Origin of the sequence: Enterobacter sp. ECC-175 (assembly GCF_043968675.1) — a bacterium.
Lineage (GTDB): Bacteria > Pseudomonadota > Gammaproteobacteria > Enterobacterales > Enterobacteriaceae > Enterobacter.
This window is the reverse complement of the sequence record NZ_CP143776.1, coordinates 2,922,154-2,942,337: the sequence shown is the minus strand read 5'-3', so window position 1 is coordinate 2,942,337 and position 20,184 is coordinate 2,922,154. Positions and strand designations below refer to the sequence as shown.

Annotated in this window: 17 protein-coding genes and 1 pseudogene; 12 read left to right on the top strand and 6 right to left on the bottom strand. The window is 59.7% G+C overall.

Annotated features, from left to right (window positions below; all coding sequences use genetic code 11):
• Positions 1-4: 4 nt before the first annotated feature.
• Complete coding sequence (locus V1599_RS14020; protein WP_395300267.1) at positions 5-1,366, bottom strand: SrfA family protein; 1,362 nt, start codon at positions 1,364-1,366, stop codon at positions 5-7.
• Positions 1,367-1,648: 282 nt separating this feature from the next.
• Between V1599_RS14020 and V1599_RS14015 the strand changes: the two genes are divergently transcribed.
• The gene (locus V1599_RS14015; RefSeq protein WP_112010110.1) at positions 1,649-3,247 is read left to right on the top strand and encodes an ABC transporter substrate-binding protein; all 1,599 of its coding nucleotides are present in this window, start codon (positions 1,649-1,651) and stop codon (positions 3,245-3,247) included.
• Positions 3,248-3,296: 49 nt separating this feature from the next.
• On the top strand, positions 3,297-3,530 hold the full coding sequence (locus V1599_RS14010; protein ID WP_112010109.1) for a DUF2526 family protein: 234 nt from the start codon (positions 3,297-3,299) through the stop codon (positions 3,528-3,530).
• Here the strand turns inward: V1599_RS14010 and V1599_RS14005 are convergent.
• Both V1599_RS14005 and V1599_RS14000 read right to left on the bottom strand, forming a co-directional pair.
• Positions 3,527-3,976 carry a DMT family transporter gene (locus V1599_RS14005; RefSeq protein WP_297123095.1) on the bottom strand — a complete coding sequence of 150 codons (450 nt, stop codon included), beginning with the start codon at positions 3,974-3,976 and terminating at the stop codon, positions 3,527-3,529. The two genes, V1599_RS14010 and V1599_RS14005, sit on opposite strands and share 4 nt — an antisense overlap.
• Positions 3,973-4,491, bottom strand: coding sequence for a GNAT family N-acetyltransferase (locus tag V1599_RS14000; protein ID WP_395300266.1), 519 nt, complete (start codon positions 4,489-4,491; stop codon positions 3,973-3,975). The genes V1599_RS14005 and V1599_RS14000 overlap by 4 nt, the downstream gene beginning before the upstream one ends.
• 72 nt (positions 4,492-4,563) lie before the next feature.
• On the opposite strand from V1599_RS14000, the gene V1599_RS13995 reads away from it, so the two are divergent.
• The 3 genes from V1599_RS13995 to V1599_RS13985 all read left to right on the top strand — a co-directional run bounded on the left by V1599_RS13995 (position 4,564) and on the right by V1599_RS13985 (position 7,169).
• On the top strand, positions 4,564-5,139 hold the full coding sequence (locus V1599_RS13995; protein WP_112010106.1) for a helix-turn-helix domain-containing protein: 576 nt from the start codon (positions 4,564-4,566) through the stop codon (positions 5,137-5,139).
• A gap of 65 nt (positions 5,140-5,204) precedes the next feature.
• Complete coding sequence (locus V1599_RS13990; protein ID WP_395300265.1) at positions 5,205-6,233, top strand: NADP-dependent oxidoreductase; 1,029 nt, start codon at positions 5,205-5,207, stop codon at positions 6,231-6,233.
• A gap of 267 nt (positions 6,234-6,500) precedes the next feature.
• The gene (locus V1599_RS13985) at positions 6,501-7,169 is read left to right on the top strand and encodes a GntR family transcriptional regulator (RefSeq protein WP_112010104.1); all 669 of its coding nucleotides are present in this window, start codon (positions 6,501-6,503) and stop codon (positions 7,167-7,169) included.
• 103 nt (positions 7,170-7,272) lie between these two features.
• Here the strand turns inward: V1599_RS13985 and pqqU are convergent, their stop codons facing one another.
• On the bottom strand, positions 7,273-9,387 hold the full coding sequence (pqqU, locus tag V1599_RS13980) for a TonB-dependent receptor PqqU (protein ID WP_395300264.1): 2,115 nt from the start codon (positions 9,385-9,387) through the stop codon (positions 7,273-7,275).
• 244 nt (positions 9,388-9,631) lie between these two features.
• Here pqqU and V1599_RS13975 point away from each other — a divergent pair, with 244 nt between their 5' ends.
• Positions 9,632-10,693, top strand: coding sequence for a YncE family protein (locus V1599_RS13975; RefSeq protein ID WP_112010103.1), 1,062 nt, complete (start codon positions 9,632-9,634; stop codon positions 10,691-10,693).
• A gap of 91 nt (positions 10,694-10,784) precedes the next feature.
• Here V1599_RS13975 and ansP read toward each other — a convergent pair whose 3' ends face one another.
• Complete coding sequence (gene ansP / locus V1599_RS13970; RefSeq protein WP_395300263.1) at positions 10,785-12,281, bottom strand: L-asparagine permease; 1,497 nt, start codon at positions 12,279-12,281, stop codon at positions 10,785-10,787.
• 426 nt (positions 12,282-12,707) lie between these two features.
• On the opposite strand from ansP, the gene V1599_RS13965 reads away from it, so the two are divergent.
• Positions 12,708-13,691, top strand: a complete 984-nt coding sequence (locus V1599_RS13965; RefSeq protein ID WP_112010101.1) for an aldo/keto reductase — start codon at positions 12,708-12,710, stop codon at positions 13,689-13,691.
• Between the two features lies 1 nt (position 13,692).
• Here V1599_RS13965 and V1599_RS13960 read toward each other — a convergent pair whose 3' ends face one another.
• On the bottom strand, positions 13,693-14,583 hold the full coding sequence (locus V1599_RS13960) for a LysR family transcriptional regulator (RefSeq protein WP_395301582.1): 891 nt from the start codon (positions 14,581-14,583) through the stop codon (positions 13,693-13,695).
• Positions 14,584-14,695: 112 nt separating this feature from the next.
• Here V1599_RS13960 and V1599_RS13955 point away from each other — a divergent pair, with 112 nt between their 5' ends.
• The 5 genes and pseudogenes from V1599_RS13955 (at position 14,696) to V1599_RS13935 (ending at position 20,180) form a co-directional block, all read left to right on the top strand.
• Entirely contained in the window at positions 14,696-15,094 is a 399-nt protein-coding gene (locus tag V1599_RS13955) for a cupin domain-containing protein (RefSeq protein ID WP_112010100.1), read from the top strand.
• A gap of 167 nt (positions 15,095-15,261) precedes the next feature.
• Entirely contained in the window at positions 15,262-16,263 is a 1,002-nt protein-coding gene (locus V1599_RS13950; RefSeq protein WP_112010099.1) for an LLM class flavin-dependent oxidoreductase, read from the top strand.
• A complete protein-coding gene (locus tag V1599_RS13945; RefSeq protein WP_112010098.1) occupies positions 16,260-17,381 on the top strand; it encodes an amidohydrolase in 1,122 nt (373 codons plus the stop codon). Before V1599_RS13950 ends, V1599_RS13945 begins: the two co-directional genes overlap by 4 nt.
• 16 nt (positions 17,382-17,397) lie before the next feature.
• A pseudogene (locus V1599_RS13940) lies at positions 17,398-19,661 on the top strand (NtaA/DmoA family FMN-dependent monooxygenase).
• A gap of 9 nt (positions 19,662-19,670) precedes the next feature.
• On the top strand, positions 19,671-20,180 hold the full coding sequence (locus tag V1599_RS13935) for a GNAT family N-acetyltransferase (RefSeq protein WP_112010095.1): 510 nt from the start codon (positions 19,671-19,673) through the stop codon (positions 20,178-20,180).
• Positions 20,181-20,184 lie beyond the last annotated feature (4 nt).

Sequence of the window (20,184 nt, the reverse complement as noted above, 5' to 3'; positions counted from 1 at the left end):
AGGATCAGGCACCTGCTTTCTTGAACGTCAGGGGAACAACGGTGTTGGCATCATAGCGGGCGGTGCATTGCGCGATATCGCTGGTCCCGGCCCTGCACGACACTTCCGGCATCGGGTAACGCGACCCATCCACGCAGCGCGCGTTGCCGCGGCTTTTAATCAGCAGCTCGCCGCTGCTGTGCAGGCCCGAGAAAACCTCGGCGCGGCAGACAACGTTGTCGCCGTGCACCACGCGGGCGGTGCCTTTGTTATTCTGAATCTGGTAGCGCACCGACGGCGGCTTTCCGGTAATCGGATCTTTGACGTCCAGCACGGCGCGCCAGGTGCCGTTCAGGAAGCGGGTTGAGCCCGCCTTAACCTGGCCCGCGTCCATCACCATCGCATCTTTGGGGATCGCGGCAATGACCACCGGTTCCGCAGAAGGCGCCGGCGCTTTCGCCTTCGGCTCAACCACCTCGGCCTTGTGCAGCGGCAGCGTCATCGCCAGCGGTTCGACAACCTTAACGGGCTGAGGCGCAATCGCCACCGGTGCGGCGACGGCAGCGGCTGCGGGCGCAGATTCCGCCGAAGGGGCATCCTTAGGCCAGAGCAGCGGGGCGGCGACCGCGGCGACGATGACGGCAGCAGCGGGCAGCGCCCACAGCGCCACGCGGCGTTTTTTAGCGGCCACCGCGGGTGCCTCTGCCGGTTCGTCCATCGTCGGAGCCGGTGCGGGCAGCGGCTCGGGCGTATAGAGATCGTCTACGGTAATGCGTACCGAGGCCGCAGGCGTCGCGGGGGCGATAAGCGGCTCATCGCCCCTTTCAAAGGTGACAATAGGGTCCGGCGCAGGCGCGGGCTCCTGTTCAGGCGCTTCGATAAGCACGGGCGCGGGCTCGGGGAACAGCGATTCTCGCAGGCAGTCGAGAACGTCATCGCGCGCGTTCTCGTTAAGATTCACAAAGCCCCAGAAGCAGAGGACGGGCTTGCCATCAACCAGGTACAGGAAGTTTTCACCGGGGAACTGGAACGCTTTCGACAGCAGCGAGCCAAACAGCTGCTGCGAGGTTTTCGGGGACTGAAGACATTTTTTACTCAGCGATTCAACGCTGGCGAGGGTATTTTCCAGATAGCTCAGGGCGCGAACGCGCGCGTCTTCGTCTGCGGCTTTCCAGGTGCTGACCTGTCCGTCAACGGGGGAGTACCAGTCAACGCGATCGCCGCCGTCGTTCACCTGTGGAATGGCCAGACAATCGACAATTGCCTGCTGTTTGCGCAGCCGGAGAGCCTCACGGATTTGCAGCGCTGATTCAAAAACGGCCTGTCCGCCGCCGCCAACGGCCTGAAAATCATCCAGATTACCGCTTCGTAAAAGTGTTTTTGCCACGATCTGTTCCCATAGACTTCTTCACGCCGTTACTTTAACGAAACCGGGAGGCAAACAAATGGATGAAGAGACGTACAAATCGCCGATTTCTTAGGGCATAGATCGCGACGGTTGTGCTTGACGCATAACGGCACTTAAGGCAAATCCGCGTTTGCGAGCGGGTGGAAAAATCAGCGGAAAATGCGTCTTTAGAATAACCTGATAGTGTTTCGTTATTTGCCAGGCCAAAACGGCTGTGCTGTTATTACCTTGCTGAATAATAAAACCGAAAGGGTTATAACCATGTCTACAGGGAAAACGCTGCTCGCGCTTGCGCTGAGCACACTTCTACCGGCAAGCGCTGCGCTGGCAGCAAATAACGATACCCTCATTTACTGCTCTGAAGCCTCGCCTGAATCATTCAACCCGCAAATCGCCAGCTCCGGCCCGTCTTTCGTGGCCAGCTCGCAGGTGCTTTATAACCGGCTGATCAACTTTGACCCGGTGAAAAATACGCCGGTGCCGTCGCTGGCGGAATCCTGGACCATTTCGCCGGACGGCAAAACCTATACCTTTGCGCTGCGCAAAGGGGTGAAATTCAACAGCAATAAATTCTTCAAGCCGACGCGTGATTTTAACGCCGACGACGTTATTTTCTCCGTGATGCGTCAGAAAGACCCTAAGCATCCGTACCACGCCGTTTCGCAGGGTAACTATGAGTATTTTAACGACGTGGGGCTGGACAAGCTGATTCAGGACGTTAAGAAGATCGACGATTATCACGTCCAGTTCACCCTCAGCGAACCTAACGCCGCGTTCCTGGCCGACTGGGGGATGGATTTTGCGTCCATTCTTTCGGCGGAATACGGCGACGCGATGCTGAAAAAGGGCACGCCGGAGAACGTCGATACCTGGCCAATCGGCACCGGCCCGTACGTGCTCCAGCAGTACAAGGTGGACTCGCTGATTCGCTACGTAGCGAACCCGAACTACTGGGACGGCGAGGTGCCGACGAAGCACCTTATCTTCTCCATCACGCCGAACGTGGAGACGCGGCTGGCGAAGCTGCAGACCAACGAGTGTCAGATTATCCCCGCGCCGTCGCCGGTCCAGTTTGACGTTATCAAGAAAAACAAGGATCTGACGCTGCACTCCGTCGACGCGCTTAACGTCGGCTATCTGGCGTTTAACACCGAGAAAAAGCCGTTTGATAACGTGCTGGTGCGCCAGGCGCTGAACTATGCCACCGACAAAAAGGCCATCGTGAACGCGGTATTTATGGGCTCCGGCACGGTGGCGAAATCCCCGATCCCGCCGAACATGCTGGGCTTCAACAAAGAGCTAAAAGACTACGAATACGATCCGGAAAAAGCGAAAGCGCTGCTGAAGCAGGCGGGGCTGGAGAAGGGGGTGGAAGTCACCCTGTGGTCGATGCCGGTGCAGCGTCCGTATAACCCGAACTCGCGCCGCATTGCGGAGATGATCCAGAGCGACTGGGCGAAGGTGGGCGTGAAGGCGAAAATCGTGTCCTACGAGTGGGGTGAATACCTCTCCGGCATGCGCAAGGGCGAGCACGACACCGCGCTGTTTGGCTGGATGTCCGACAACGGCGACCCGGATAACTTTGCCGACGTGCTGCTGGGCTGCGACAGCATTAAAACCGGCTCGAACGCCGCGCGCTGGTGCGATAAAGGGTATGATGAGCTGGTGAAAAAAGCGAAGCTGACCAGCACGCCAGCGGACCGCGCGAAGCTGTACGGCCAGGCGCAGGCGATTTTCTACCAGCAGGCCCCGTGGATCGCCCTGGCGAACGGCAAAACGTTCTATGCCACGCGCAGCAACGTGTCCGGCTATAGCGTAAGCCTGATGGGCAGCGATTTCTCGAAAGCGAAGCGGAACTGATCCTATGCCCGGTGGCGCTGCGCTGCCGGGCAATCTACAAGGAGTGACAATGTCACATTTAAGCGATGTTATCTCCCGCGTTGATGCCGCCATCGACGAGGGCGTGATTAGCCACATGAACGAGCTGCTGATTGAGCTGAGCGATGATGCCGCGCTCAGCCGTGACGATCGCTATACCCAGCAGCAGCGCCTGCGTACCGCCATTTCCCACCACGGCAAGCAGCACAGGGAAGAAGAGGAGGCGCGCCACGAGCAGCTGACGAAGGGCGGCACGATCCTCTAGAACTGCCTGCGCGCCACCAGCCAGGCACCCACCACCAGCATCACCGCGCCGCAAACGGGGCCAACCAGCGCGCGCAGCGGAATGCCGTGGTTTCTGAGAATATCCAACGCCAGCCCGCCAATCAGCTGGCTGGCGACCAGCACGGCGATCGTGGTGGCCGCGCCCACGTTCTGATACCCGCTGATGCTGGCAAACACGAAAAATGAGCCCAGCAGGCCTGGGATCAACGTCCACCAGCGCACCGTGGACGCCAGCTCATGGAAGCCGCTAACGCCCTGCTTGATAAGCAAAATGCTGACGAACAGCACAATACCCACCAGCGAGTTAAGCAGCATCGCGATCAGGATCGTGGAAGAGGACTGGGTAATTCGCACCATCAGCGTGTTTTGTACCACCAGGCCAATGCCCGCGGCGACGAGAAACGCCAGGGTTAACGACTGGTTCATGGCCGGGCGTCCGGCTCGCTGCGCTCGTCAAGCTGCAGCTGCATGAAGGTTAAATCCAGCCAGCGGCCGAACTTGGTGCCGACCTGCGGCATCTGTCCGGTGGTAATAAAGCCGAGGGTTTCATGAAGATGAATGGAGGCGCGGTTTTGCGTTTCGATCCCGGCCACCATGACGTGTTTGCCTAACCTGCGCGCCTCGACGATTAGCGCCTTCATCAGCTGCCTGCCGATGCCCTTGCCCTGATGGTCAGGGTGAACATAGACCGAGTGTTCAACCGTGTGGCGAAACCCGTCAAACGCGCGCCAGTCGCCAAAGGAGGCGTATCCCGTTACCGCGCCGTCCTCCTCGCTCACCAGCACCGGAAAGCCCGCAAGCGTTCGCGCTTCATACCAGGCGATGCGGTTATCGGTATCGACGATTTTATCGTTCCAGATAGCCGCGGTGTGGAGCACCGCGTGGTTGTATATTTCACCGATGGCGGCGCAATCTTCTTTGCTGGCATGACGGATAATCATCGCTAACCTCTGGCTGTGTTGTTCACTATAGTATTACGCATATGTCACGATATTACACTATAGTGTAGCGCTATGAATACGATAACCGACACTATGAACCAACGGATCAGCGCCCGGATCCGCATTGAGCGCGAGTCGCGCGGCTGGTCTTTAAGCGAGCTGGCCGAGCGGGCGGGCGTTTCGCGCGCCATGATCCACAAAATTGAGCGCGGGGACAGCAGCCCGACGGCGACCCTGCTCGCGAGGCTATCCGGCGCGTTTGGCATCAGCATGTCGACGCTGATTGCCCGCGCGGAAATGCAGGAGGGGAAACTGCTGCGGCGGGCGAACCAGCCCGTCTGGCGCGATCCGCAGTCGCACTACCTTCGCCGCCACGTATCCCCGCGAACCGATCTTCCTATCGACCTTGTGCAGGTTGAGCTTCCGCCCGGCAGCGACGTGCCGATGCCGGCTTCATCCTATGCGCTGGCGCGCCAGCTGATCTGGCTGCAGTCCGGCGAGCTGGTGTTTCAGGAGGGCGACACTCGCCACGAGATGCAGGCCGGAGATTGCCTGGAGCTGGGGCCGCCCAATGACTGCCGGTTTATTAATCAAACGGATGCCCCGTGCGTCTATCTGGTGGTGAGGCTTAATCAGTCCGGCTCGTAATGCTAAAGCAGTTTGCGTGATAAATGACTAGGCTCTAATGACATTTGCATAAAAAGGAGCGAACGATGAGTCAATCTTCCACGCAAAACCGCCGCTGGGTGCTGGCCTCGCGACCGCACGGCGCCCCGTTGGCGGATAATTTTCGTCTTGAAGAACAGCCGATCCCCACGCCCGCAGAGGGGCAGATCCTGCTGCGCACGGTATGGCTGTCGCTCGACCCTTACATGCGCGGCCGGATGAGCGATGAGCCATCCTACTCGCCGCCCGTGGAGCTGGGTGGGGTGATGGTGGGGGGCACGGTCAGCCGGGTCGAAACGTCTCATCATCCGGACTTTAAGGAAGGTGAGTGGGTGTTGGGCTACAGCGGCTGGCAGGATTACGATCTTTCCGACGGCAGCGGCCTGGTCAAGCTTGGCGACAACCCCGCGCATCCGTCCTGGGCGCTGGGGATCCTCGGGATGCCGGGCTTTACCGCGTACATGGGGCTGTTGGATATCGGCCAGCCGAAAGCGGGCGAAACGCTGGTCGTTGCGGCGGCGACCGGCCCGGTTGGCGCAACGGTTGGGCAGATCGGTAAGATTAAGGGCTGCCGGGTTGTCGGGGTCGCGGGAGGTGCAGAGAAGTGCCGTCACGCCGTTGAGGTGCTGGGGTTTGACGCCTGCATCGATCATCGCGCCGAAGACTTCGCGGCGCAGCTGGCTGAGGCCTGCCCGCACGGTATTGATATCTACTATGAGAACGTCGGCGGCAAGGTCTTTGACGCCGTGCTGCCGCTGCTGAACACCTCTGCGCGCGTTCCGGTGTGCGGGCTGGTCAGCGGCTATAATGCGACGGGCCTGCCGGACGGACCGGATCGCCTGCCGCTCCTGATGGCAACCCTTCTGAAAAAGCGCATCCGTATGCAGGGCTTTATCATTGGCCAGGATTACGGGCACCGCATCGACGAGTTCCAGAAGGAGATGGGTGGCTGGGTAAGCGAAGGCAAAATCCACTATCGGGAACAGGTCACCGACGGGCTCGAAAAAGCCCCTGAGACGCTCATCGGCTTGCTTGAAGGGAAGAACTTCGGCAAGGTGGTGATTCGCGTCGCCTAGTCTAGGTATTACATCCATTAATGGCAGGTATTGTTATATATTATGGCGAGAAGCGTCGCCATAATATATTCTATTCTCTGTCGGTAACGTTCCTCTGAGTTCAAACATTACCGAATACCAAACAGGCAGTTTGGTAGCAGGAATAAAAATAATAGTGTCGCTCTGAATTTTGATTCCAGGCATAAGAACAAACATCATATTTCATGTTTTAGCGTTAATAACGCTGAAATAAAGAACCGCGTCTTGATTGAGTAACAGGAAATAAACATGCTTGATTTAGAAAATTTGGAAAAAGCACAACGCGTCAGTCTGACTATGCAAGTTGAACTTAGCCTGAAAGGGGCATTAATTACCGGTTCACTCAAGCCAGGCGCGCGACTGATCACAAAAGAAATTGCTGATAAATTAGGGACCAGTATTACGCCGGTCCGTGAGGCATTATTGCGGCTGGTTTCCGCAGGGGCGCTGCAAGCCACGCCTGCACAGGCTTTTTTGGTGCCGGAAATCACGATGGAACGCTATAACGAAATTAACAACATCAGAAAACAGCTTGAGCCGATGGCCGTTGCCGCAGCCTGCCTGCGCATCACGGATAGCAAGCTCGACGCGCTGCGCGAGCTGGCCGCCAGTTTTGCTGATGCCCTGGAAAAGGGAAGCATTCAGAACGCGCTGAATGCTGAACGTCTTTTCCGCTTCACGCTTTACCAATATGCCGAGATGCCAACCCTCAGCGCGCTGATTGAGCAGCTCTGGATCCGCGTGGGGCCGTGCACCAATTATTTGCACAGAGAGCGCCAGGATATTGCATGCCTTATTTCTCATTATGAGGATCTGCTTTCGGCCCTGAAGGAACGCGATGTTGAAGCCAGCCAAAAGGCAATTGATACGTTAATTGATCAATCCAGCGTCATTTTGCAGCGTCAGTATTTGAATTAATAACGCTTTCCACCGGTAATTATTTCTTTAAGACGATTTAATTGAATACAACGTTACCCTTCATTATGGATCTCCCGGCAGCATAACGCTGCCGGGAGACGCCTTATTCAAAGCGATAGGACACTGACATCCCAACGCCATAGTTACGGCCCGGAGCAGGTTCGTAATAACGGCCGTTTGATTCGTTGACGATTACCGAGCCGGCATACTCTTTGTCAAACAGGTTATCAACGCGGCCAAATACGTCCATGCCCCAGTTGCCGTAGCTGAACTTATAGCCCGTATTCAGGCCCACCACGGTGTACGAGGGCGCTTTAGCCGTGTTTGCGTCGTTTGCCATAATGTCGCTCATGTAGCGCACGTCCGTTCCGGCGTACCAGCCTTCTTCCGGCTGCCAGCCAAACGAGGCGAAGCCCATGTTGCGCGCAATACCCGGCATGCGGTTGCCGCTGCAGTCGCCCGTGCGGCAGACGTTGGTTCGGTAGGTCGCGTCCAGATAGGTCCACGCCATTTTCAGCTTCCAGCTTTCGGCAAACTGCTGGTCCAGCGAGACCTCAACGCCCTGACGGCGGGTTTTACCGGCATTTTTATAGCTGGTGCGGCCGTCTTTGTTCTTGTCGACGACAATCTCATCATCCGTATCGGTGCGGAACAGCGCCGCGGTGAGCACGCCATTGCCGATGCGCGTTTTGCTGCCCACCTCATAGGTATTATTTGTGGAGGGCTTAAGGCCAAAGTTGAGACCGCCGCGATCGTCCGAACGGTAGGAGAGCTCGTTGATGGTTGGCGTTTCAAACCCGCGTCCGGCAGCCGCGTAGAGGTTCCACGCGTCGGTCATCGCGTACTTCACGGCACCGGCCGGGAGCCATTTGTGGTAGCTCGCGTCGCCGCTGTCGTCACCGTTGCCCGGCGTCACGTAGTGGTCGTTCGAGTCGAACCAGACGGAGCTGTAGCGTACGCCCGCATCGACGGACAGCTTCTGCGTCAGCTGCCAGCGGGTTTGCAGATAGGGGTCAACGTTCCACATCAGATTGCGCTCGTTGCGGCGCTTGTCGCCCTTCACGCCGTACTCCGGCACGCCGCCGTGCATCACGAAGTTTTCATACCCGCGGCGGTCTTCGCTCATGGTTTCGTAGTTCAGGCCGGTGGTGAACGTGACCGGCACCAGCAGCTCGCCGCGGTGCGTCCAGCGGGTATCAATGCCCTGATAGTGGCGCTGCATGTCAATCACGCCGCCCGCGTGGGTCGGCTTGAGCTGCGGCTGATACGGAATCGACTGGTACTGCGTCATTTCGCGCTCTCCGGCGTACATCATCACGCTGAGATCGTCCTGCTCGCCAAGCTGGCGATCGTAGCGCAGCCCGGCCTGGGTCTGCTTAATGGTCTTGCGGATGTTGTATTGCTCCGCGCGAGGAGACTGGCGCGGGTTATCCTGCCACTCCTGGTAGGTTAGCCCGCCGGGATCGTTGGCCTTCATGTCCACGCTGTTGAAGATCAGCGTTAGCTTGCTGGCATCGTCGATACGCACGCCCAGCTTCGCGTTGGCGAGGTTCTTCCGCGCGCCGCTGTGGTCGCGGTAGCCTTTGGTGGTGAAGCGAGTGGTAGAGACGGTGTAATCCACGTCGCCCGCGTGCGTCCCGTCGCCCATTGCGCCCGTCGCCTTCATGCCGTAGCGCCAGGTGCCGTAGCTGCCGTAATAGCTGCTGGCCTCAACGGTCGGCGGTTCTTTGCCGGTTTGGGTCGTCATATTGATGACGCCGCCGGATGCGTTGCCGTAGAGGGCGGAGAAGGGGCCGCGCAATACCTCGACGCTCTCCACGCTGGAGAGGTCAATGTTCGAGGTTTGACCCTGTCCGTCCGGCATGGTGGCGGGAATGCCGTCCACGTACATGCGAATCCCGCGTACGCCAAAGGTTGAGCGCGCGCCAAATCCGCGCATCGAGATTTGCAAATCCTGAGCGTAGTTCTGGCGATTCTGAATTTGCAGCCCCGGTACGCTGCCCAGCGACTCGGACAGGTTAATGCGCGGTGCGGCCTGGCGCATATCGTCGCCGCTCACCACGCTGACCGCGGCAGGGGTATCAAGCTCGGAGATCGTTTGCGGCGCGGCGCTTACGATCATCGTTTGTTCTTCCGCACCCACCGCAGCGAGAGGGGCCATAATGCAGGGAACCAGCAGCAGGGGGAGCGTGGCCCTACGGGCAGATATGATTTTCATGAAAAGATCCAGCCATGGAATAAAACGAACCAAATGGAACATGTGCATACATGTTAAAGGTTTTGTAAAAGTTTTGAAAACTATAACCGCACGTTGCGTTAATGCGTAAAGCATCAGCAAAGAAAAAACTCCACATCCATTGCATTAATGATTACTATTCTCATTAAAAAGGCGGCAAAGCCATGACTTTGCCCGCTGGAAGCGATGTCGGCAGTACTCTCCCTGGTTTAGAAAAGGAATTGGTATGTCTTTACGTCAACTGTGTTCGCCGCGCCTGCGGGGCTCCCTGCTTATTGGTTCACTGCTTTTCGCGGGTGCCTTCCAGGCCCACGCCGCAGAAGAGGTTCTGCGCAAAGCGGTCGGCAAAGGGGCTTATGAAATGGCCGTCAGCCAGCAGGAAAACGCGCTGTGGGTGGCTACGTCACAAAGCCGTAAACTTGATAAGGGCGGGGTTGTTTATCGCCTGGATCCGGTCACGCTGGAAGTGACCCAGGCGATTCATAACGATCTTAAGCCGTTCGGCGCGACCTTTGATAAAGCCACCCAAACGCTGTGGTTCGGCAATACCACCAGCAGCGCGGTAACCGCGATAGACGCAAAAACGGGCGACGTGAAGGGCCGCCTGGTGCTGGACGATCGCAAGCGCAGCGAAACGGTGAAGCCGCTGCAGCCGCGCCAGCTGGTGGCCGATGACGCCACCAACACCGTCTATATCACCGGGGTCGGCAATGAGAGCGTGATTTGGGTGGTGGACGGCGCGACGGTAAAACTCAAGGGCACCATCGGCAGCACCGGGAAGTACAGCACCGGGCTGGCGCTGGACGCGCAGGCTAAACGCCTGTACACCACCAACGCCGACGGCGAGCTGCTGACCATTGATACCGCGACCAACACGATCCTGAGCCGTAAGAAGCTCCAGGACGACGGCAAAGAACACTTCTATCTGAACCTGAGCCTGGACACCGCAGGGCAACGCGCATTTGTGACCGATTCAAAGCAGCCGGAAGTGCTGGTGGTCAGCCTGAAAGACGGCAGCGTGATGGAAAAAATTGCCGCGCCGGAATCGCTGGCCGTGCTGTTTAACCCGACGCGCAACGAAGTTTACGTGACCCACCGCGAGGCGGGCAAGGTGAGCATTATCGACGCGAAAACCTACAAAGTGACTCGCACCATCGATGCGCCGGTCTATCCGAACAGCCTGGCGCTTTCTCCGGATGGCAAAACGCTGTACGTGACGGTGAAGCAGAAATCGACGCGCCAGCAGGAGGCGACCCAGCCTGATGATGTGATTCGTATTACGCTGTGAGGGGGGAACTGCCCGGTGGTGAAGTGCTTGCCGGGCATGCAAAAGAGTGAAAACTGGCCGGGCAAGGCGAAGCCGCCGCCCGGCTTTTTTGTTAACGCGACGTCTCTTCCACGAGCGGCGCGTCTTTCGCGTCATCATCATGATGAACCGGCGCGGTGCTGTGAATTTCGCTCACGCGCTTGCGCACGCCGAACCAGCCCGCGATCAGCAGTACCGCCAGCAGCGGAATGGTCGCGATGGTGTAGGTCCCGTTCGGATAATCGAAGGCCATCAGCACCAGCACGCTGAGCAGGAACAGCAGGGTCAGCCAGGAGGTCACAGGCGCGCCCGGCAGCTTAAAGCTCACCTCAGCGGCTTTGCCTTCCTTGATCGCCTTGCGCAGGCGCATCTGGCAAACCACGATAAAGGCCCAGGAGGCGATAATGCCCAGCGCGGCCACGTTCAGCACGATCTCAAACACCTGCGACGGCACCAGATAGTTCAGGAACACGCCAAAGACGTAAACCACCAGCGTCGCGAGGATGCCCGCATACGGAACCTGCTGCTTGCTCATCTTCGACATGAACTTCGGCGCAGAGCCGCCCATCGACATCGAGCGCAGAATACGCCCGGTAGAGTAGAGGCCGGAGTTCAGGCTGGAGAGGGCGGCGGTCAGGACCACGATGTTCATGATGCTGCCAACGTAAGGCACGCCGAGCTTCGAGAAGAAGGTCACGAACGGGCTTTGGCCCGCCTGATAGGCGTTCCACGGCAGCAGCAGCACCAGCAGCACCACGGAGCCCACGTAGAACAGGCCGATACGCCAGATCACGCTGTTGATCGCTTTTGGCACCATGGTCTGCGGGTCTTTACATTCGCCCGCCGCGGTGCCGACCAGCTCAATAGAGGCAAAGGCAAACACGACGCCCTGAACCAGCACCAGCGAAGGCAGCAGGCCGTGCGGGAAGAACCCGCCGTTGTCGGTGATCAGGTGGAAGCCGGTGGCGTTGCCGTCGAGCGGCTTACCGCTGCCGAGGAACACCGTACCGACGACGAGGAAAATCACAATCGCCAGCACTTTTACCAGCGCGAACCAGAACTCCATTTCGGCGAACCACTTCACGCCGATCATGTTCATGGTCCCGACGATGGCCAGCGCGCCGAGGGCAAACACCCACTGCGGAACATCGCCAAACGCGCCCCAGTAGTGCATGTACAGGGCGACGGCGGTGATATCAACAATGCCGGTCATTGCCCAGTTGACGAAGTACATCCAGCCCGCAACGTAGGCCGCTTTTTCGCCGAGAAATTCACGCGCGTAGGAGACGAAGCTGCCGCTGGAAGGACGGTGTAAAACCAGCTCGCCCAGCGCGCGAAGGATGAAGAAAGAGAAGATCCCGCACACCAGATAGACCAGGGCGAGAGCAGGGCCTGCCATCTGCAGGCGAGCGCCCGCGCCGAGAAACAGACCCGTACCGATAGCGCCGCCGATGGCAATCATCTGTACCTGACGGTTGCCCATCGCTTTGTGGTAGCCCTCTTCGTGGGAGTTCAACCAGCGACGTTTCGCAGCGTGATGATCTGCTGCGCTTTTATTGCTTGTTTTCATTGAGTTACCTGTTTGCCTGTCTGAACCATTATCGTGATAGTCGTACCTGGCATGCGGCGAAACAAACGATTGCCTCTGCGCAGACACATGCTGCCTTTCCAGTCATTCTGCGTATGGATAAGGCGAAACATGGCGTCGCATCCTACCTGCAAATGATAATCGACGCAAAATATAACCGTAGTGAAAGTGATACGCGTCGAAGTTAATCGTGTGGTCAGAGCAGACGGGGCCTGTAGGGCGCTGAATCGCGGCGAAATTGTAGGCAAATGCACCAGCAGATTGATGATTTAATCATCAATTATGCTTAAGCGTTTAGCCCGGGTATTGATGAGCTGGATTCATAAGGACAAGCGGTTTTGCGCTGTAGTGTTCATAAGCAAACGCGCCTAAAGTCATTCCACCAGAGACATCATCACGAGGTGGACAATGCAACAGAGACGATTAGGCAAAAACGGACCCGACGTGTCAGCGCTCGGCCTGGGCTGCATGGGGCTAAGCCACGGCTACGGCCCGGCAGCGGATAAACAGCAGGCTATCGCGCTTATCCGCGCGGCGGTCGATCGGGGAGTCACCTTTTTCGATACGGCGGAGGTGTACGGTCCCTACCTGAATGAAGAGGTGGTCGGCGAAGCGCTGGCACCGGTGCGCGACAGGGTGACAATCGCCACCAAGTTTGGGTTTGACTGCGATAAGCCGGGGCAGGCGATCAACAGCCGGCCTGCGCATATACGCGCAGCGGTGGAAGGGTCGCTGGCGCGCCTGAAAACGGACGTTATCGATCTTTACTATCAGCACCGCGTGGATCCGGACGTGCCGATGGAGGACGTGGCGGGAACGGTCGCGGATCTTATTGCCGAAGGGAAGGTGAAGCATTTTGGCCTCTCCGAAGCGGGGCCGGAATCCATCCGACGCGCCCACGCGGTTTGTCCGGTTGCGGCGTTGCAGAGTGAATATTCGCTCTGGTGGCGCCAGCCGGAGCAGCAGATCCTGCCGCTGCTGGAGGAGTTAGGCATCGGCCTGGTGCCGTTCAGCCCGCTAGGCAAAGGCTTCCTGACCGGCGCGATTGATGCCAGCACAACCTTCGACAGTAGCGATTTTCGCAACGTCGTCCCGCGCTTTAGCGAAGCGTCGCGGCAGGCTAACCAGGCGCTGGTTGAGACGGTTAAGCGCCTGGCCGCGGAGCAGGGCGTAACCCCTGCGCAAATCGCCCTGGCGTGGCTGCTGGCGAAAGCGCCGTGGATTGTGCCCATTCCCGGCACCACCAAACTGCACCGTCTGGATGAGAACCTCGGCGCGGTAAACGTGACGTTGTCACGGGAAGAGATGAGCCACATCAACCAGGCGCTGGCGGCCGTTGACGTTGTCGGCGAACGCTACCCGGCGCACCTTCAGGCGCGGGTCGGAAAATAAGCTAGCGGTGGCGCAGCGCCTCCACCAGCAGCGCAAACGCGTTGGTGTGCTGGCGGCGGCTCGGGTAGTAAAGATGGTACCCGTCAAACGGCGGGCACCACTCTTCCAGCACGCGTACCAGCAGCCCCTGCGCGAGAGCGTCCAGCACCGTATCTTCCGGCACGTAGGCAAGGCCCAGCCCACATTGTGCGGCGTCGATGCGCTGGGGCAGGCTGTTGAGCGTCAGCTGGCCTTCCACCCGCACGCGCAGCTCGCGCCCGTCGCGTTCGAACTCCCAGGCATAAAGCCCGCCGCGCGTCGGCAGCCGCATGTTGATGCAGCGGTGATGCGCGAGTTGCTCTGGCGTTTCCGGAACGCCGGCGCGCTGAAAATAGTGGGGTGAACCGACCACCGCCATTCGCATTTCCGGCGCGATGCGCACGGCAATCATGTCTTTCGCCACCTGCTCACCGAGCCGCACCCCGGCGTCAAAGCGTCCGTCCACGATGTCCGTCAGCCCGTTATCCACCGTCACTTCCACGTTAATATCGGGATACTGCGCCATAAAGGGCCTGAGCACCGGCCAGAGCACCGCGGACATCGCGTGTTCGCCCGCCGTGATGCGTATGTTTCCGGCGGGCCGGTCGCGGGTGTCGCGCAGCGCCGCGAGCTCCTGTTCAATCTCCAGCAGGTGCGGGCCGAGGCGCATCAGCAGCTTTTCCCCCGCCTCGGTGGGGGCAACGCTGCGCGTGGTCCGGGTCAGCAGGCGCACGTCGAGCCTGGCCTCAAGGTTGCGCATGGCGTGGCTCAGGGCCGACTGCGACACGCAGAGCTGCGCCGCCGCGCGGGTGAAGCTGCGCTCGCGGGCGACGACCATAAATGAGAGCAGATCGTTGAAATTGTCTTTGAGCATCATGGTTCACCCCATTTATGAATTTAGCTCATGGTTCCATTCTGATTATGCACTCTAATCCTCAGCATGGCTTTAGGCTACCGTTAGTACATCAGTCAACGAGGAGATCATCATGAAAATTATCCGTAACGGTTCACTGCCTTCAGCGCGCGGTCCGGAAGCGTGGTTCACGGGCACGGTGCGCATCGATGCGCCTTTTCAGGCCACCGAGCCGGCAAAGGTAGGGGGCGCGACCGTCACCTTCGAGCCGGGCGCGCGCACGGCGTGGCACACCCATCCGCTCGGGCAGACGCTTATTGTCACCCAGGGGCGCGGCTGGCTGCAGGAGTGGGGCAAAGTCGCCGAGCCGCTGAACGCGGGAGATATCGCGTGGATTGAGCCCGGCGTGAAGCACTGGCACGGGGCGAGTGCCGAAACGGCGATGACGCACATCGCTATCGCCGAATCGGTGAACGGCAGCCCGGTGGACTGGCTGGAAAAGGTCACCGACGAGCAGTATTCAGACGCGTAGTTTTCTGCCTAAACGGCGTCCGCGGTGCCGCGCGGGCGCCTTAAGGCTTATTCAGTGCAGGGTTTTACATATCTGATTTCCGGCAAACCAAATGTAAATTAATTGTTTCTCACCGCTAAATTCCGCCTCTAATAATGGTGACATGTTCAGTCAAATGAGATGTCAACATGTCCTGGCGAATCAGCATATTGGATAAAAGCCCCGTCGCGGAAAATGAAACGGCAGCCGACGCGCTGGCGCGCACGCTTAGCCTGGCGCAGCAGGCGGAGGCGCTGGGCTATCACCGCTTCTGGATCGCCGAACACCACAATACTCCTCAGCTGGCGAGCCCTTCGCCGGAACTGGTGATCGCCTGGATCCTCGGCCAGACCGCGCGCATCCGCGTCGGCTCGGGCGGCGTGATGCTTCAGCACTACAGCCCTTACAAAGTGGCGGAAAACTTCAACCTGCTTGCCGCCATCGCGCCGGGACGGGTGGATATGGGCATCGGCAAAGCGCCCGGCGGGCTACCGCTCTCAACGCGCGCGCTGCAGCGCGGGCTGAACCCGCAGGAGAAAGGCAGCTTCGCGGAACAGCTGGCCCAGCTTGACGGCTGGATACGACCGGAAAACCAGGCGGAAGACGCCTCCGTTCGCGCCACGCCGCTGCCGCCGGTTCCCGCCCGTGGCTTTCTGCTGGGCGCGAGCGTTGAAAGCGCGGCGCTCGCGGCAAGCCTGGACTGGGATTTTGTCTTTGCGGCGCACCTTAACGGCGATCCGGCGCTGCTTCGGGACGTTATCAGCACCTGGCGCGAACACAGCGCCCGGGACGTAATCGTGGCCGTACAGGCCATCGTGGCGGACACCCCGCAGCAGGCCGACGCGCTGGCGCAGCGGGTTGAAGTGTGGGGCGTTGAGCTGGCAAACGGGCAGCGCGTTACCGTCGCCAGCGAGGAGCAGGCCTACGCCTTTGCGCGGCAGGCGGAAAGCGAGCCGGTGCGCATTGCCCGCCGCGCGCAGTCATTGCTGTCAGGCACCGCGGAATCGGTCATCGCCCAGCTGGACGATCTGCACCAGCGGTGGGGTATCGATGAATTTATTATCGATACCCCCGTGTCCGAAGGCGCGGCGCGGCTACGGTCCCTGCGTCTGCTGGCGCAGGCGCGCCTGGGCAGGGAGGTGAACGCATGAGTTTCGCTCAACAGCTGATTGAATGGCGCCGCGAGCTGCACCAGAACCCGGAGCTTTCCGGGGAAGAGGTTGAGACCACCCGCCGCCTGCGCGCGTGGCTGACGGCGGCGGGCATCGAGGTGCTGCCCTACGATCTGGCGACCGGCGTGGTCGCGGAGATTGGCAGCGGCGACAAGCGCATCGCCCTGCGCGCGGACATTGACGCCTTGCCGATTGAGGAGCGCAGCGGCGTGCCGTTTAGCTCGCAGCGGCCCGGCGTAATGCACGCCTGCGGGCACGATATTCACACCAGCGTGATCCTCGGCGCGGCGCTGCAGCTTAAGGCCCGCGAGGCGACGCTTGGCGGGCGCGTGCGCATCCTTTTTCAGCCTGCCGAAGAGAACTTTGGCGGCGCGAAAAGCCTGGTGCGCGCCGGGGCGCTGCGCGACGTCAGCGCCATCTTCGGCATGCATAACGAGCCGGGCCTGCCGGTCGGGGAGTTTGCCACGCGCGGCGGACCGTTCTATGCCAACGTCGATCGGTTCGCGATCCGCATTACCGGCAAAGGGGCGCACGCGGCGCGTCCGCACGAGGGCAACGACGCCATCGTGCTGGCAAGCCAGCTGGTGACGGCCCTGCAGAGCGTCGCCAGCCGCAACGTGAACACCCTGGATTCCGTCGTGCTGAGCGTCACGCGGATCGCGGGTGGCAATACCTGGAACGTGCTGCCGGAAAGCGTGGAGCTGGAAGGCACGCTGCGCACTCACCGCACTGAGGTGCAGCAGAACGTCAAGACGCGGGTAGGGGAAATTGCCGCCGGATTTGCCAGCGCCTTTAGCGCGCAAATCGATATCACCTGGTACGCCGGGCCGACCGCGCTGGTCAATGACGCGCGCTGGGCGGATTTCGCCACGTCGGTTGCCCGCGAGTCGGGTTACGAAACGCGCCGCGCGGAGCTGCACATGGGCGGCGAAGATTTTGCCGTCTATCTCCAGTCCATTCCAGGCGCATTTGTCAGCATCGGCAGCGCCAGCCCGTTTGGGTTACATCATCCGGCGTTTAATCCCGACGAGGCGTTAATTGAGCCTGCCGCCCGCTATTTTGCCCGGCTTGCGGAAAAAGCATTACAGCACGTTTAATTCAGAAGAGGTGAATATGTCTGCAACTCGTCAACTGCGGCTGGGGACCATTTTGCACGGTGCCTCCGGAAATATGTCTGCCTGGCGCCATCCCGTTGCCGCCGCGGATGCCAGCATAAATTTTGACTTCGTTAAGGAGACGGCGCGAAAAGCGGAAGAGGGCAAGCTTGATTTTATTTTCGTGGCCGACGGTCTTTATATTAACGAAAAATCGATCCCGCATTTTTTAAACCGCTTTGAGCCGCTGACGGTATTATCCGCGCTGGCGAGCGTTACTTCGCGCCTGGGGCTGGTAGGCACGTTATCCACCTCCTACAGCGAGCCGTTCACCACCGCGCGCCAGTTTGCCAGCCTCGATCACCTGAGCAACGGCCGTGCGGGCTGGAACGTGGTGACGTCGCCGCTGGAAGGCTCCGCGAAAAACTTTTCCCGTGATAAACACCCGGAGCACGCGCTGCGCTACCGCATTGCGGATGAGTATCTCGACGTGGTGAAAGGGCTGTGGGATTCCTGGGAGGGCGATGCCTTCGTGCGCAATAAGGAGAGCGGGCAGTTTTTTGATGCAGAAAAATTGCACACCCTCAACCATCACGGTGATTTCTTTAAGGTGGCCGGGCCGCTGAATATTGGCCGCACCCCGCAGGGGCGTCCGATTGTCTTTCAGGCGGGCGCATCCGATGACGGGAAAAAGCTGGCGGCGAAACACGCCGACGCCATCTTTACCCATCACGATACCCTCGGCGACGCGCAGGCGTTTTATCGCGACGTTAAGCAGCAGCTTGAACTGCACGGCCGCAGGGCGTCCGACCTGCATATTTTCCAGGGCGTGAGCGTTATTGTCGGAAAAGACGCTGACGACGTTGAAAACCAGTACCAAACCACCGCCGCGCTGGTCTCCATTCGCGATGCGCTGAACTACCTTGGGCGCTATTTCGAACATCACGACTTTAGCCAGTACCCGCTCGACGAACCGTTCCCGGACGTCGGCGATCTCGGGCAAAACAGCTTTCGCAGCACCACCGACGAAATCAAGCGCAGCGCGCGCGAGCGCGGCCTGACGCTGCGCCAGGTGGCGCTGGAAGCCGCGTCGCCGCGGCCGCGATTTTCCGGCACGCCGGAGCAGGTGGCGGATGGCCTTCAGGCCTGGTTCGACGGCAACGCGGCGGACGGCTTCATTATTCAGGGCGGAACGCCGGACGCCTTTCCGCACTTCGTGGAGCAGGTGGTGCCCGTTCTCCAGGCGCGCGGCCTGTTCCGCACCGAGTATCCCGGCACCACGCTGCGCGAAAGCCTGGGGCTGGACGAACCTAAAAATCAGTTCACACAACAATAAAAGAGACGCGTGCTATGCAGAAATCATCGCTATTCCTGGCGCTTGCGCTGGCCTTTACCCCTGCCGTCTGGGCAGAGAACGTGAATATCAACGGCACCGGCGTGAGCATCGAGGCCAATAAAACGCCGATTAACGCCGCGAAAAACGACGCCGCGGTGGCGCAGCTGCCGAAAGACTACCGCTTTGCGGTGCCGGGTAAATTTACCGTTGCCGTCGCGGGCCTGAACCAGCCGCCGCTGACGGTCTTCTCCGATGATAACAAAACGCTGCTGGGCAGCGAGGTAGACGTGGCTCGCCTGGTGGCCGACAGCCTGGGCCTCGAGCTAAACGTGGTGCCGACCTCGTGGGAAGACTGGCCGCTCGGCGTGGCGTCCGGGAAATACGATGCGGCGATCAGCAACATTACCGTGACCAAAGCGCGCAAGGAGAAGTTTGATTTTGCCACCTACCGCAAGGATTCACTCGGCTTCTACGTGAAATCAACCAGCCCAATAAAGTCGCTTGAGAAGGCGGAAGACATCGCCGGGCTGCGCATCATCGTCGGGTCGGGCACTAACCAGGAGGCGATCCTGCTGGCGTGGAATGAGGAGAACGTCAAAAAAGGGCTCAAGCCGTTCACGCCGGTCTACACCAAAGACGATGCCGCCCAAACCCTGGCGCTCCAGTCCGGGCGCGCCGACGCGTACTTTGGTCCGAACGTGATTGGCGCGTGGAAAGCGGCGCTCACCGGGAAAACTAAACTGGTGGGCAGCGTTGACGGGGGCTGGCCGAAGGCGGCGCATATCGCCGTCACGCTGAAGAAAGGCAGCGGCCTGGTTGAGCCGGTTCAGACCGCGCTGAACGGCGTTATCAAGAGCGGGGATTACGACAAGGTGCTTAACCGCTGGGGGGAAGGCGTTGAGCGCATCCCGAGTTCAGAAGTTAACCCGGCGGGCCTGGGCGATTAAGGAGCCAGCATGAGCGATCGATTTCGTGACGTTTCACCGGAAGATGCCGATCTTCAGCCCATCATCGAAGGGCTGTTTGGCGAGTACGCGGCGCGCTATGGCGATTATTTCTCTAAGGACGCGGAGGTTGAGCTGACGGAGTGGTACCTGGCGCCGCAGGGGCTGTTTATCGTGCTGGAGCGGGACGGGAACATTATCGCCACCGGCGCGTACAAACCGTTCGACGAGCGCACCGCCGAGATCAAGCGCATCTGGACCGATAAAACGCTGCGCCAGCAGGGGCTGGCGGCGCGCGTGGTGCAGGAGCTTGAGCGCCGGGCGGTGCTGGCGGGCTATAGCCAGATCTACCTGACGACGGGCTTTCGCCAGCCGGAAGCGGTCAGGCTCTATCTCAGCCAGGGCTACGCGCCGCAGTTCGATCTTCACCGCGATCCGGAGGAGTACAGCCGACCGCCGTTCGACGGCAGATTGCGCTTCACCAAAACCCTGATCCGCGAAGCGTTCAGCAAAACCGCATGAGGAG